General features: G+C 68.4%; 12 protein-coding genes. 6 read left to right on the top strand and 6 right to left on the bottom strand.

The features are described 5' to 3' along the window. Nucleotides 1–19: 19 nt before the first annotated feature. Together C3Y15_RS29885 and C3Y15_RS29880 are read right to left on the bottom strand one after the other, a co-directional pair. Nucleotides 20–1,318, bottom strand: coding sequence for a cytochrome c (locus tag C3Y15_RS29885; RefSeq protein ID WP_069246317.1), 1,299 nt, complete (start codon nucleotides 1,316–1,318; stop codon nucleotides 20–22). A gap of 19 nt (nucleotides 1,319–1,337) precedes the next feature. Continuing rightward, the gene (locus tag C3Y15_RS29880) at nucleotides 1,338–2,102 is read right to left on the bottom strand and encodes a c-type cytochrome (RefSeq protein ID WP_034192684.1); all 765 of its coding nucleotides are present in this window, start codon (nucleotides 2,100–2,102) and stop codon (nucleotides 1,338–1,340) included. A 374-nt stretch (nucleotides 2,103–2,476) separates the two neighbouring features. On the opposite strand from C3Y15_RS29880, the gene C3Y15_RS29875 reads away from it, so the two are divergent. Then, nucleotides 2,477–3,412, top strand: coding sequence for a CopD family protein (locus C3Y15_RS29875; protein WP_011885942.1), 936 nt, complete (start codon nucleotides 2,477–2,479; stop codon nucleotides 3,410–3,412). A gap of 126 nt (nucleotides 3,413–3,538) precedes the next feature. Here C3Y15_RS29875 and dgoD read toward each other — a convergent pair whose 3' ends face one another. Next, nucleotides 3,539–4,687 carry a galactonate dehydratase gene (gene dgoD / locus C3Y15_RS29870; protein ID WP_011885941.1) on the bottom strand — a complete coding sequence of 383 codons (1,149 nt, stop codon included), beginning with the start codon at nucleotides 4,685–4,687 and terminating at the stop codon, nucleotides 3,539–3,541. A 134-nt stretch (nucleotides 4,688–4,821) separates the two neighbouring features. On the opposite strand from dgoD, the gene C3Y15_RS29865 reads away from it, so the two are divergent. Further along, on the top strand, nucleotides 4,822–5,526 hold the full coding sequence (locus C3Y15_RS29865; protein ID WP_011885940.1) for an FCD domain-containing protein: 705 nt from the start codon (nucleotides 4,822–4,824) through the stop codon (nucleotides 5,524–5,526). A gap of 251 nt (nucleotides 5,527–5,777) precedes the next feature. Next, nucleotides 5,778–6,125, top strand: a complete 348-nt coding sequence (locus tag C3Y15_RS29860) for a GFA family protein (protein ID WP_011885939.1) — start codon at nucleotides 5,778–5,780, stop codon at nucleotides 6,123–6,125. Between the two features lie 45 nt (nucleotides 6,126–6,170). Here the strand turns inward: C3Y15_RS29860 and C3Y15_RS29855 are convergent, their stop codons facing one another. Next, complete coding sequence (locus C3Y15_RS29855; RefSeq protein ID WP_069246316.1) at nucleotides 6,171–9,263, bottom strand: biosynthetic peptidoglycan transglycosylase; 3,093 nt, start codon at nucleotides 9,261–9,263, stop codon at nucleotides 6,171–6,173. A 304-nt stretch (nucleotides 9,264–9,567) separates the two neighbouring features. Between C3Y15_RS29855 and C3Y15_RS29850 the strand changes: the two genes are divergently transcribed. After that, on the top strand, nucleotides 9,568–9,960 hold the full coding sequence (locus C3Y15_RS29850) for an MAPEG family protein (RefSeq protein ID WP_011885937.1): 393 nt from the start codon (nucleotides 9,568–9,570) through the stop codon (nucleotides 9,958–9,960). 157 nt (nucleotides 9,961–10,117) lie between these two features. On the opposite strand, the gene C3Y15_RS29845 is transcribed toward C3Y15_RS29850, so the two are convergent. Together C3Y15_RS29845 and C3Y15_RS29840 are read right to left on the bottom strand one after the other, a co-directional pair. Beyond that, nucleotides 10,118–10,429: a cupin domain-containing protein gene (locus C3Y15_RS29845; protein WP_034192682.1), complete on the bottom strand. Its 312-nt coding sequence runs from the start codon at nucleotides 10,427–10,429 to the stop codon at nucleotides 10,118–10,120. A gap of 92 nt (nucleotides 10,430–10,521) precedes the next feature. Further along, entirely contained in the window at nucleotides 10,522–11,205 is a 684-nt protein-coding gene (locus tag C3Y15_RS29840; RefSeq protein ID WP_069246315.1) for a DJ-1/PfpI family protein, read from the bottom strand. Between the two features lie 117 nt (nucleotides 11,206–11,322). Between C3Y15_RS29840 and C3Y15_RS29835 the strand changes: the two genes are divergently transcribed. Further along, the gene (locus tag C3Y15_RS29835; protein WP_011885934.1) at nucleotides 11,323–12,291 is read left to right on the top strand and encodes a GlxA family transcriptional regulator; all 969 of its coding nucleotides are present in this window, start codon (nucleotides 11,323–11,325) and stop codon (nucleotides 12,289–12,291) included. Between the two features lie 196 nt (nucleotides 12,292–12,487). Then, nucleotides 12,488–13,374: LysR family transcriptional regulator (locus tag C3Y15_RS29830; protein WP_134206921.1), on the top strand; the 887-nt coding region annotated here is incomplete at its 3' end.

The following is a 13,374-nucleotide window of genomic DNA, read 5'->3' as shown; positions in this document are numbered from 1 at the left end:
CGTCTGTGTCGCGCGTTATTTAGTTAAGCGGCGCGGAACGCAGGTCGCTCACCTGTTGCGGCGAGATCGGCGTACCGTTGTTGCCCCACGACATCCGGATATACGTGACGACCGCCGCGACTTCCTGGTTCGACAGCGATTGCGCGAACGGCGGCATCCCGTACGGACGCGGATTCTTGAACGTGCTCGGCGGATAGCCGCCATTCAGCACCATGCGGATCGGGTTGACTGCCGATTCCATCACGATCGAATGATTGCCCGCGAGCGGCGGATAGGCCGGCGGCTTGCCCGCGCCGTTTTCGGCGTGGCAGGTCGCGCAGTTGTCGGCGTAGATCTTCTTGCCCTGGTCGAACAGCGCGTTGCCGAACTGCTTCGACGGCTCGTATTGCATGTTCTTCGGCGCTTCAGCCTTCTGCGGGATCGACTTCAGGTACGTCGACATCGCGCGCGTATCTTCGTCGGTCATGTACTGAAGGCTGTTGTGCACGACGTCGGCCATCGGGCCGAACACCGCGCCCTGGTGCGACACGCCGGCCTGCAGCAGGTCGGACAGCTCCTGCACGTGCCAGTCGCCGAGGCCGAGTTCCTTGTCGTTCGTCAGCGACGGCGCGTACCAGTTCTGCAGCGGGATCAGGCCGCCGGCGAACGCCGCGGAGTTCACCGGGCCGCCCATCATGTTGATCGACGTGTGGCACATCGAGCAGTGGCCGAGGCCTTCGACGAGATAGGCGCCGCGGTTCCATTCGACCGACTTGGTCGGATCCGGCTTGTACTCGCCTTCCTTGAAGAACAGCGTGCGCCAGCCGATCAGCAGGTTGCGGTTGTTGAACGGGAACTTCAGTTCGTGCGGACGGCTCGGCACCGACACCGGCGCGACCGAGCGCAGGTACGCGTAGATCGCGTCCGAATCGGCACGCGTGACCTTCGTGTAGCTCGCGAACGGGAAGCCGGGGTAGAGCAGGCTGCCGTCCTTCGAACGGCCGGTGTGCATCGCGCGATAGAAGTCGTCCGACGTCCACTTGCCGATGCCGTCCTTGTCGTCCGGCGTGATGTTCGGCGTGTACATCGTGCCGAACGGCGTCGCCATCGGCAGGCCGCCGGCGAACGGCTTGCCGCCGCGCACCGTGTGGCACGCGATACAGTCGCCGACGCGCGCGAGGTATTCGCCCTTCTTGATCAGCGCGGCCTGGTCGGCCGGCGTGGCGGCGACGGCGGCAGCGCCGTGCAGCGTATCGTTGCCGGGCCACAGGACGGGCACGAGAGCGGCAGCCGCGACGATCGCGACAGCCGAGAGTGCAAACAGGGACTTGCGTTTCATTGTGTCTGTCTCCCTTGCCTTATTGCGGTTCGCTGCCGCAGGCGAGCGGAGTCTTCATCGAACGCGCCGGAGCCGGCACGGGGTTGGCGGGCGCCGGTTGTGCGGCGAGCCACGCGGTCACGGCCGTCACGTCTTCGTCGGACAGCTTCGACGCGATCTCGTGCATGCAGTCGGGCGCCTTCGCGCGACGGTTGCCCGAGCGCCATGCGCCGAGCTGTGCGCTCAGGTAATCGGCGTGCAGACCGACGAGACCCGGGATCGCCGGCTGCATGCCGGTCAGGCCCGCGCCGTGGCAGGCCACGCAGGCCGGCAGCTTGCGCGACGGATCGCCTTGCATCACGAGCTGCTTGCCGCGCGCGAGCGTGGCGGCCGGCAGCGTCGGCTTGGCCGGCGTCGGGTACGGCGGACGCTCGGCCGAGAAGTGCTCGGCGATCTCTTTCAGGTAGTCGTCGTTCAGGTACGTCAGCAGGTAGTTCATCGGCGGGTACTTGCGCCGGCCGTCACGGAAGTTGACGAGCTGGTTGTACAGGTACTCGGCCGGCTTGCCGGCAAGCCGCGGGAAGTAGTCGTTGTCGGTGCCCTGGCCGTGGACGCCGTGGCATGCGGTACAGCCGCGCACGCGCTCGGCCATCGTATCGGGTGCCTTGAGCGGCGCCTGCTGCGCGTGCGCTTGCTCCGTGGGCTTGGTCTGCGCTTGGGCAGCGCTCGTAAGGCCCGCGCCGCCGATCAACAGAACGGCGAGCAGCGGACGGAAGAGGCGTCTTGAAGACACACGAGACTCCATGTTTATTCGTCGGGGACCTGTCCGGGCTACGATCGGCTCGGCGCATGGACGGCAGGACAGCCGGGCTGCTGCGACGCGGCATTCTATCACCGATGGGTAATGACGGCTATTTGGCAAAAGGACGTCGGTTCCTGCCTGTTTGCGACTTGCGACAATTTGACGCGCTTTATATGGTCGCAGTCTGAACCGGCGTGCGCGTTGGCCGTCGAAGACCGTACACTCGCGGGTCGCGCGGCGCCGCCTCCGCCGCTGATCCAGTCATTTCTCCCGTTTCCGGATTCATCGATGACGTTCGTTACCGTGCCGTTGCCGTCTTCTCCCTGTCGTTGCATTCGCAGCCGTATCGCCCGCAGCCCGTTTCGCGGAGGTCGCGCATGACGAGGTTCGACAGTCTGTGGATCGGGCAGGTCGCGCTGGCGGCGTTGATGGACGCGACCTTCGCGATGGCGGCCGGCTCGGCGCTGCTCAAGGCGTGGCTCGGCAAGGACGGCGCGCGGCCGGTCGTCGCGCCGTCGCACCCCGCATGGCTGCGCGCGCAACATTCGCTCGTCGCGGCCGCGCTGGCGCTCGTGCTCGCCGATCTCGGCTGGCTGCTGTACGAGGCCGCGTCGATGAGCGGCACGGGGCTCGGCGGCGCGTTCGGCGCGTTGCCGACGGTGCTCGCGCAGACCCACGTCGGCTTCGCGTGGAGCGTGGCGTTCGCGGGCGCCGTCGTGCTGGCGATCGTCGCGCTCGCCAAACCGGACGGCCCGCTCGCGCACGCGGTGCTGTGGCTCGCCGTCATCGCGATCGCGGCCGGCAAGGCGTCGCTCGGCCATGCGGCCGACACGGGCGCGCTGTCGGCGGCGGTCGGCGTGCAGACGCTGCATCTGCTCGCGACCGCGGTGTGGGGCGGCCTCGTGCTGGCGGGCGGGCTCGCGGTGCTGCCGACGCTCGGCTCGTCGGTCGCGCGCGGCGCGCTGATCCGCATCGGCCAGCAGCTGTCGCGCACGTCGACGATCGCGGTGGTGTTCGTGCTCGGCACCGGCGTGCTCAACGCGCTGCGCGGGCTCGGCGGCTCGCTCGCGCCGCTCGACGGCAGCACGTGGGGGCGCGTGCTGTTGCTCAAGCTGCTGCTGGTGGCGCTCGCGCTGGTGCTCGGCGGCCTGAACCGCTTCTCCGCGTTGCCGCGGCTGCGCCGCACCGCATCGACCGAAGACGCGCATACGTTCCGCAACATCCTGCATCTCGAGGCGCTGCTGATGATCGGCGTGTTCGTCGCGGCCGCGGTGCTGTCGTTCAGCGTGCCGGGCTTTGCGGCGCTGGGCTGACCGCAGTTCGGCGCAGCGGCGCGCGCGGCCCGCGCACGGCGCAGATGCAACAACGGCCGCCCGTTTGGGCGGCCGTCTCGAATGCGACGCGCGGCGGGCGCACCGCGCCGCGCGTGCCGCTTCGCTTCACCACTCGGCGACGCTGCCGTCGCTGTGGCGCCATACCGGGTTGCGCCAGCGGTGGCCCGTCTTCGCCATTTCGCGCACCTTCTCCTCGTTGACGTCGATGCCGAGCCCCGGCCCTTGCGGGATCGCGACGAAGCCGTCGTCGTAGCGGAACACCTCGGGATTGCGCAGATAGTCGAGCAGGTCGTTGCCCTGGTTGTAATGGATGCCGAGGCTCTGTTCCTGGATGAACGCGTTGTAGCTGACCGCATCGAGCTGCAGGCACGCGGCCAGCGCGATCGGGCCGAGCGGGCAGTGCAGCGCGAGCGCGACGTCGTAGCTTTCCGCGAGCGTCGCGATCTTGCGGCACTCGGTGATGCCGCCCGCGTGCGACGCGTCGGGCTGGATGATGTCGACGTAACCGCCCGCGAGGATGTGCTTGAAGTCCCAGCGCGAGTAGAGCCGCTCGCCGAGCGCGATCGGCGTGTTGGTCTGGTTCACGATGTCGCGCAGCGCTTCGGCGTTCTCCGACAGCACCGGCTCCTCGATGAACATCAGCTTGTACGGATCCAGCTCCTTCGCGAGCACCTTCGCCATCGGCTTGTGCACGCGGCCGTGGAAGTCGACGCCGATCCCGACGTGCGGGCCGACCGCGTCGCGCACCGCCGCGACGTTCGCGATCACCTGCTCGACCTTGTCGTAGGTGTCGACGATCTGCAGCTCTTCCGAGCCGTTCATCTTCACCGCCTTGAAGCCGCGCTCGACGACCGCGCGCGCGTTGTTGGCGACGTCGCTCGGGCGATCGCCGCCGATCCACGAATACACCTTGATGCGCTCGCGCACCTGGCCGCCGAGCAGCGCGTGCACGGGCACGCCGTGATGCTTGCCCTTGATGTCCCACAGCGCCTGATCGACGCCGGCGATCGCACTCATCGTGATCGGGCCGCCGCGGTAGAACCCGGCGCGATACATCACCTGCCAGTGATCCTCGATCAGCAGCGGGTCCTTGCCGATCAGGTAATCGGCGAGTTCCTGCACCGCGGCCTCGACCGTGTGCGCGCGTCCTTCGACGATCGGCTCGCCCCAGCCGACGATCCCTTCGTCGGTTTCGATCTTGAGGAACAGCCAGCGCGGCGGGACGACGAAGGTTTCGAGGCGGGTGATTTTCATGTCGCGAGTCTCCGAAGGAGGCCGGCGCGCCGTGCGATTGCGGTGCCGGCCGAATACATGACGGTGATCCTAGCGTAGCGTGCTAAAAAATAGTATTAATAGCACTATTGTGCAGATAGTGGGCAGTCGTCGCATTGCCCGCCCAACGGAGAACGATCATTCAACGCGACCTGCATGGACAGACGGCGTTCCGGCTTGCGACGGCGATCCTGCGCGGCGACTATCCGCCCGAATCGCTGCTGCCGCGCGAGGCGGACCTGATGGAGATGTTCGGCGTGAGCCGCACGGTGTTGCGCGAGGCGCTGCGCACGCTGACGTCGAAGGGGCTGGTCGAATCGCGGCCGAAGGTCGGCACGCGCGTGCGGCCGCGTCGCGCATGGAACCTGCTCGATGCCGACCTGCTCGACTGGTACGCGCGTGTCGCGCCGCCGATCGCGTTCGCGCTGAAGCTGCAGGAGATGCGCGAGATGATCGAGCCGCATGCGGCCGCGCTGGCCGCCCGCGCGCACGGGCCGGGCGGGTTCGACGCGATCGAGGCGGCGGTGCGCGCGATGGCGGCGGCGCGCAACGTCGACGAATGGGTGCGCGCCGACCTGCGCTTTCACATGAGCGTGCTCGAGGCCGGCGGCAACGAGCTGCTGGTGCCGCTCGGCGCGCTGATCGACCGCACGCTGGAGGCGCAGCTGCATCTGAACGCGCGGCGCGCTCACGTGTTCAACGCGTCGCTCGCCGAGCATACGGCCGTCAGCGATGCGATTCGCGGGCGCGACGAGGACGGCGCCCGTCGCGCGATGGCCGCGCTGCTCGCGGTGACGCGCGCGCGCATCGAGCGCTCGTGACGGCCGGGGCGGTCGCGCCGGCGCGCCGTCGGCGGCTGCGCGCGCTGCGTTCAGACCGATTCGTCGCGAGCGGAATGCCGGTCGGCGCGGTCATGTGACGCGTTCGTCGCGGCTGCCGCGATTGACGTCGCGGCGGCTCGCAGTACGTTGCGGCCGGCGCGGCGGCGCGCTACTGTGCTCGCTCGAGCGCATCCGCGTGACGGCGTCCCGCCGTCATGCGTCGATGCGCCGGTGCCGCTTCGGAGATCACCATGCTGTATCGCGGAAGCTGTCATTGCGGCGACGTGAAGTTCGACGCCCAAGGCGACCTGCAGGGCGTAATGGCCTGCAATTGCTCGATCTGCCGGCGCAAGGGCGCGCTGTTGTGGTTCGTGCCGCGCGCTCACGTCACGTTCTCGACGCCCGACGACAACCTCGCCACCTATACGTTCAACCAGCACACGATCCGGCATCGCTTCTGCAAGCGCTGCGGGATCCACACCTTCGCCGAGGCCACGCATCCGAACGGCACCGAGATGGTCTGCATCAACGTGCGGTGTCTCGAGGATGTCGATCCCGACGTGCTGCCGGTCACGCATTACGACGGCCGCTCGCGTTGAAGCGCGCGGCGCAGCTCGGCACCGGCGCGCGACGCGCCGCGGCCGTCACGACGGTAGCGGCTGCGGCGTTTCGGCCTGCGGTGCGTCGCCGGCCGTCCGCGTGCCGGCCGTCACGGGCCGCTCGATCAGCGGCGCGAGCGCCGGCGCCATCGACTTCAGCAGTTGCACGGCCATCGCGCTCGTGAAGTCGTAGCGCGCCGCGTACGGCTCGTGCGCGGTCGCGGTCAGCACGCCGAAGAAGCGGTCGCCCAGCACGAACACGAACGTGCCGCTGCGGTTGACCTTGCGCGATTCGATCAGCCGCGCGCCGCGTGCGTACACGTTGAAGCGCTGGTCGCCCGTCCCCGTCTTGCCGTACACCTCGAGCGTCTTGCCGTCGGGTAGCGTGAAGCCGCCCGCGAGGCGCCGTGCCGTACCGTTCAGCACCACGTCGCGCAGCAGCGTGTGCGCCACGTTGACGATCTCCGGCGGCAGCAACGGCTGCGGTTGCGCGGCCGCGCGCACGAAGCGGGTTTCGTACGGCGTGCCCTTAGCGAAATCGAGGCGCGTGATCGTCTCGGTCGGCGCGTTTTGGCCGCCGTTCGCGATCAGCCCGATCAGCTTCGCGAGCGCGTCGGGCTGGTCGCCCGATGCCCCGATCGCGGCCGCGTACGACGGCGTGACTTCGGCGAACGGGTAGCCGAGCGCGCGCCACGCCTTCGTGATCTCTTCGTACGCGCGCAGCTCGACCATGTGGCGGATGCGCCGGTCCTGGGTCGCGTGGTAGCGCGTCTTGTAGAGCCACGAGTAGGTGTAGACGCGTGCGTCGCGGCTGTCGCGCTGCACGTCACCGAGCGAGGCGTTCGGGTGCGCGCGCAGATAGTTGAGCGTCCACAGCGCGAGCGGATGGACGCTCGCGATGTAGCCGCGGTCGTTCAGGTTGAAGCGGTCGATCGCGTACTTCGCGTAGAGCGCGGCGAGATCGTCGTCGGACAGCGTCGCGGCCGGCGTGCCCTTCAACTGCGCGCGCATCTGCGCATCGAACCACGCGCGCGGCTCGTTCGGCGCGACGCTGCGCAGCACCGTCGCGATCTTCGCCGGCGACTTGCGCACGTCGCGCAACATCAGCGCGAGCGCGTCGTCGGGCGCCTTGCCCGCATAGCGGGTGTAGTAGCGCTTCACGTAGACCTTGCTTTCGCCGTCGACGAATTGCGCGAGGTAGTGCTTGCGCTGCTCGGGGTCGCCGAGCCACGACGACGACGGGCCGGCCGCCTTCAGCATCTCGTAGTGCACGATGTCGCGCATCAGCCGCACGAACACGAGGTTCACCGAATGCTCGAACGCCGTATGCAGCGTGAGGATGCGGCCGTTGTCGGACTTCTCGAAGTTCGAGAACACCTGCGCGCCGCCGCCCGTGTAGAACACGTCGGGGCTCGCCGAATACTTGCGCTCGACCGCCGCGTCGAGCATCGCCTGCAGCGAGCGCTCGCGCGTATGCGACAGGTAGTCGACGGCCCAGCGCGACAAGCCGTCGAGCGAATCGAGCTTCACCTGCGCGAGCTGCGCGTTCGACAGGCCGCCGTAGCGCGCATGCAGCTCGGTCACGATCTGCAGGTAGGTGATCAGCGTGCGCAGCTTCGCCGTCGAGCCGAGGTTGATGCGGCCGCCGCGATTCACGTCGAACGGCTGGTTCACGCTGTCGGTCTGCACGCGCAGCAGGTTCGCGCCGTTGCGATGCTCGTACAGCGTGAAGCTGTACGTCAGGTGTGACGGATCGTCCTTCGGCGCGAGCATCTCGAAGCCGTACAGGCCGGCGGCCTGCGCGCCGTCGCGCGTCGACGCCTGCGCGAGGCGTTCGGCGACCGCCTGCTGCACGCCGTTGTCGAGCGTGCTGGTCGCTTCGAGGTCGAGCTGATCGAGCTGGTACAGGTCGCTGATGCCGAGCGCGGACAACAGCGACGCGCGCGCCGACGACACCGCCTTGCGCGACACGAACGACTGCACGCGCGCGGCCGGCGGCGGCGCGCTGCGCTCGATCGACGCGGCGAGCGCAGCGTCGCGCAGCGCGGGCGAGATCACGCCGCCGTTCGCGAGCAGCCTCAGGTAGCTGTCGGTCAGCTTCTGCAGCGCCGGATAGCCGCGATTCAGGAAGAACGACGGCGCGCGTTGCGCGATGATCAGCGATAGCACCTCGCGGAACGCCTTGCCCTGTGCGTCGACGTTGTCGCCGGTGGTCGGCGCGGACAGGATCCGGTTCACGTCGTTGAAGTCGCGGCCGTACCACGCGGCGAGGCCGTCGCCGATGCCGGTGATTTCGCCCACGTGCGCGCGCGCCGCGAGCGGCACCGAATTCAGATAGCGCACCAGGATCGCGCGGCGCGCGAGCATCGTCTGCGGGCCGTTCAGGTACGCGAGCACCGACGCAGACGCGATCTGCCGCAGCTTCTCGGGCGGCGTCGCGGTGCGGCCGTCGGGCGAATGGCGAAACTTCTCGATCTGCGTCGCGAGCGTGCTGCCGCCCGGGCGCGCCTGATGACGGTTGACCACGTGCATCGCCTGGTCCGCCAGCGCGCGGCTGAAGCGGCCCCAGTCGATCGCCGGGTTGCGGTTCGGCTGGTTCGGGTCGAGCAGATAACGATCCTCGATGAACATCAGCGCGTCGGCGACCACGCGCGGCACCGCGTCGAAATCTGCGTACACGCGTTGCGGGAACACGGTCGCGAACAGCGGCGCGCCGGTCGAATCGAACAGCATCAGCCCGGACTGGTCCTTCTCTTCATACGGGAGGAACAGCCCGCGATCGGCGAGCGACAGCATCCGCTGCGAGTCGCGGGCCTGCTTGCCGACGACGAAGCCGCGGGCGAGCAGCCGTTGCTGAAACGCGGGAATCATCGAGTAGCCGAGGCGCTCGTCGTACGGGCCGTTGGCGGGGAAGCGGATGTGGTCGCTCGGGCCGGCCTCGACCGTGTAGCTGAGGTCGCGGGTGAGTTCCGACAGGTAGTGCGCTTGCAGGCGCGACGTCTGGATCTCGGTTATCACCAGCCGGGCGACGATCGCGATCGCGATCAGCAGCGCGGCCAGCAAAGACCACTTGACCCACGTCCAGACCGATGCACTCCCGGTCATGCGCGGCAGGATGCGATTCAGCGGCCGATTCATGGCGGCGTCTCCCTGAAGGCGCAGGCTCCGGCCGCACCTCATAAAGGACTAGTGTAGTCCTCCGCAGCGGGCTGCCAAGGGTGTTCACTACCGAGATGCGCGGATGCAACGCACGTGCCCGGCGCGGGCCGTCGGCCGGGCGCGCTGCACCGCGTCCGTGCGTGGGGCGCGGGCGACAAATCGGGTTCGATCCCGTTGCCGCGCGACGGTACTACGGGTTGCGGCAAGGGTGGCGCGGCGCCGCTGCGGTACGATCGGCGGACCGCGGCGCCGTGCCGCCGTGCCCGCATTGGCGAGGACCACCATGTCGATCCATCCCGTCGCGCTCTTTTGTACGGCGATTCTCGGGCTGCTGTTGTTCGGGCTCGGGCTCGTCGTGTCGGTGTCGCGCTTTCTTCACACCACGGGTTCGGGATGTCTGCCCGATCCGACCGACCGGTTGCACAAGGTCGTGCGCGCGCACGGCAACACGGCCGAATACGCGCCGTTCCTCGCGGTGCTGTTCCTGTATGTCGGCGCGCATGCGCCGTCTCGCGCGATCCTGTCGCTGATCGTCGCGGCGACCGTGTGCCGCTGCCTGCTGGTGGTCGGATTGATTGTCTGGCCGACGATGGCCAGACCCAATCCGGTGCGCTTCACCGGCGCGTTCGGTACGTATCTGTGCGGCGCGGCGCTGTGCGTATCGTTGTTCTTCTGAGCGAGCGCGCGGCGGCGCGAACGCGGCGCCGGTGATGGGTGTTCGGTGCAGCGCGCGTGCGTGTTACAGCACGCTGCGTGCGAATGCGCTCGCCGTGGCGGCACGTCGCAATCTGAACCGGCCAGCCGCGACCGACGAACCGGCGTGGCGCGCGCGGTCAAACGCTGCCTGCGGATTCGATCACGAGGATGCGCGCTTCGCCGAGCGGATGCGCGACGTGCTCGGTGCCGATCGTCGCGTGGAACAGGTCGCCCGTTTCGAGCACCGTCGCGCGTTCGATGCCGGCTTCGCGATAGCGCATCTCGACGCGGCCGTCGAGCACGGCGAATACTTCTTCGCCGTCGTTCACGTGCCAGCGATACGGCCGATCGGTCCAGTGCAGCCGGACCGTGATGCCGTTCAGGTTCGCGATGTCGAGCGCGCCCCACGGGCGCGCAGCGGTGAAGGTCGTGCTGCGGATGATGTTCATCGACGGGTTCGCAGGTGCGGTTCGAATTTTGCAGGGAGCGACGAGGCCGTGCGGGCCTCGGATCAGGATGTGGATTCGACGCGTTTATCGCACTATCGCGCCATCGCGCGCAATGCCGCGTCGATCGTCTGCCGGCGTTTTTCGAGGCCGGCCGCCGAGCGCTGCGTCACGCGCTCGAGGACCGACGCCGGCGCGGTATCCGGCGAGCCCGCGTCTAACGGCGGGGCCGGCGCATATTCGAGCGCGAGTTGAATCGACTGCGCTTCTTCGACGCCGGCGAGTTCCGCCGCGATCGTCAACGCGAAATCGATGCCGGCCGTCACGCCGCCGCCGGTGATCAGATTGCCGTCGCGTACCACGCGCTCGCGCACGGGCACCGCGCCGAGCGGCTCGAGCAACGAGTGAAACGCCCAGTGCGTCGTCGCGCGGCGGCCTTTCAGCAAGCCCGCCACGCCGAGCAGCAGCGCGCCGGTGCACACCGACGTGACGTAGCGCGCGGTGGCCGCGCGTTGCTGCACGAACGCGATCGTCTGCGCATCGAGCAGCAACTCGTTGATGCCGATCCCGCCCGGCACGCAGATCACGTCGAGCGGCGGGCAATCGTCGAACGTGCAGGTCGGCGCGAGCGCGAGGCCGCTGCTCGATGCGACGGTGTCGCGCGATTTCCAGACCAGATGGACGGCCGCATCGGGCAGTGACGCCAGCACGTCGTGCGGGCCGGTGAGATCGAGTTGCTGGACGCCCGGAAACACGAGAAGGCCGATATGCAGGGTCATGCGAACACTCCGGAAGAGAAGGACAAGCGCCGCTGCCGGCGCACGATGGACAGATCGATTCTAGGCGCGTAGTGTTTGGCGAAATTGCCATATCGCCCACGTTTTCAGCCAATCGCCATGCATGCCGCTCCCCGTTCGATCGTCGTCCTCGCGTTCCCTCGTGCGCAGTTGCTTGATGTGAGCGGGCCGCTGCAGGTGTTCGCGTCGGTCAACGAGCTCGCGCAGGAGCGCGGGCAACCGGCGCCCTATGCGCCGCGCGTCGTGGCGGCCGATGGCGGGCCGGTGGAGACGTCCGCCGGGCTCGTCGTGATGGCCGATTCGCTGCGCTCGGCCGGACGGCCGGATACGGTGATCGTCGCCGGCGGCAAGGGCGTGCATGCGGCGTCGCGGGATGCGCGCACGGTGCGCTGGGTGCGCCGGCAGGCGCAGCACGCGCGACGCGTCGCGTCCGTATGCACCGGTGCGTTCCTGCTGGCGGAGGCCGGCCTGCTCGACGGGCGGCGCGCCGTCACGCACTGGGCGCGTTGCGACGAATTCGCCGCGCGCTATCCGAACGTGCGCGTCGAGCCCGATCCGATCTTCATCCGCGACGGCGCGCTGTGGACGTCGGCCGGCGTGACGGCCGGCATCGATCTCGCGCTTGCGCTCGTCGAGGAGGACCTCGGGCGCGCGATCGCACTCGACGCCGCGCGCGAACTCGTCGTGTTCCTGAAGCGGCCGGGCGGGCAGGCGCAGTTCAGCGCGATGTTGTCGATGCAGCGCACCGACGACCGCTTCGGCGAACTGCACGCGTGGATCGCCGAACACCTCGCGGCCGATCTGTCGGTGCCCGCGCTTGCCGAGCGCGTCAGCATGAGCGAGCGCAGCTTCGTGCGTCACTATCGCGCGGGCACCGGCCGCACGCCCGCGCGGGCGGTCGAACAGATTCGGATCGAAGCGGCGCAACGGCTGCTCGGCGAGACCGACTGGCCGATCAAGCGGATCGCCACGCGCTGCGGCTTCGGGTCGGAGGAGACGCTGCGGCGCAGTTTCGTGCGTGTGCTCGGTGTGTCGCCGCAGGGGTATCGGGAGCGCTTCGTGCGGTGATGGGGCGAGGCGGGATGCTCACGATGCGATTACCGGATGTGGTCGGGTGCGATGTGAGGCAATCGCATGGAAGTCGCGCACTTTGAGGCCGAGGCGGCGCGTACTGTTCGGGCTTGCGGAACAATGGGCCGGGGCTTGTGCCGCGGCCGGTGGGCGCTCTATTCTGTCCTGTTGGCGATTCGTACAGGGGCGCAGCATGGACCGCATTCAGGCAATGGAAGTTTTCACCCGCGTGGTCGACGCGAACAGCTTCACGCGCGCGGCGGACACGCTCGCGATGCCGCGCGCGTCGGTGACGACGATCATCCAGAATCTCGAGGCGCTGCTCGGCGTGCGCCTGATGCATCGGACGACGCGCCGGCTGTCGCTGACGCCGGAAGGTGCGGCGTACTACGAGCACTGCATGAAGATCATCGCGGAGATCGCCGAAGTCGATGCGAGCTTCCAGACCGGCAACCGCAAGCCGAGCGGCGTGCTGCGCGTGCATATGCCGAACTCGCTCGGGCGGCGTGTGGTGTTGCCGTCGCTGTCGATCTTTCGGCAGCGCTTTCCCGACATCGCGCTCGATCTCGGGCTGTCCGACCGCTATGTGGATCCGGTGGAGGAGGGGATCGACTGCATGATCCGCGTCGGTCCGCTGGAGGATTCGTCGATGGTCGCGCGACGGATCGGCATGCTCAAGCGCGTGACCTGCGCGTCGCCCGACTATCTGGCGCGTCATGGCGAGCCGCAGGAGATCGCCGATCTGGCCGACCATCATGCGGTGAATTTCCGGGCGAGCCACGGCGCGCGTCCGATTCCGTGGGTGTTCATGATCGACGGCAAGCCGGTCGAGGTGCGGATGGCCGGCACCGTCACCGTGAACGATTCGGATGCGTACGTGACGAGCGGCCTCGAAGGGTTCGGGATGATCCAGCCGACGCTGTTCATGGTGCTGCCGCATCTGCGCGACGGCTCGCTGGTGGAGGTGCTGCCCGAGTGCAATCCGAAGCCCAAGCCGATCTCGATCGTTTATCCGCACAACCGGCATCTGTCGCAGAAGGTGCGCGTGTTCGCTGACTGGATCGCGGAGCTGTTCGAGGC

This window comes from Burkholderia sp. B10 (assembly GCF_004368385.1).
GTDB classification, from domain to species: domain Bacteria; phylum Pseudomonadota; class Gammaproteobacteria; order Burkholderiales; family Burkholderiaceae; genus Burkholderia; species Burkholderia vietnamiensis.
This window is presented reverse-complemented; position numbering and strand designations above follow the sequence as displayed.

Bases quoted from the DNA above. Each gene is read 5' to 3' on its own strand.
- C3Y15_RS29885 (WP_069246317.1), bottom strand. From the start codon at position 1,318: ATGAAACGCAAGTCCCTGTTTGCACTCTCGGCTGTCGCGATCGTCGCG.
- C3Y15_RS29880 (WP_034192684.1), bottom strand. From the start codon at position 2,102: ATGGAGTCTCGTGTGTCTTCAAGACGCCTCTTCCGTCCGCTGCTCGCC.
- C3Y15_RS29875 (WP_011885942.1), top strand. From the start codon at position 2,477: ATGACGAGGTTCGACAGTCTGTGGATCGGGCAGGTCGCGCTGGCGGCG.
- dgoD (WP_011885941.1), bottom strand. From the start codon at position 4,687: ATGAAAATCACCCGCCTCGAAACCTTCGTCGTCCCGCCGCGCTGGCTG.
- C3Y15_RS29860 (WP_011885939.1), top strand. From the start codon at position 5,778: ATGCTGTATCGCGGAAGCTGTCATTGCGGCGACGTGAAGTTCGACGCC.
- C3Y15_RS29855 (WP_069246316.1), bottom strand. From the start codon at position 9,263: ATGAATCGGCCGCTGAATCGCATCCTGCCGCGCATGACCGGGAGTGCA.
- C3Y15_RS29850 (WP_011885937.1), top strand. From the start codon at position 9,568: ATGTCGATCCATCCCGTCGCGCTCTTTTGTACGGCGATTCTCGGGCTG.
- C3Y15_RS29845 (WP_034192682.1), bottom strand. From the start codon at position 10,429: ATGAACATCATCCGCAGCACGACCTTCACCGCTGCGCGCCCGTGGGGC.
- C3Y15_RS29840 (WP_069246315.1), bottom strand. From the start codon at position 11,205: ATGACCCTGCATATCGGCCTTCTCGTGTTTCCGGGCGTCCAGCAACTC.
- C3Y15_RS29835 (WP_011885934.1), top strand. From the start codon at position 11,323: ATGCATGCCGCTCCCCGTTCGATCGTCGTCCTCGCGTTCCCTCGTGCG.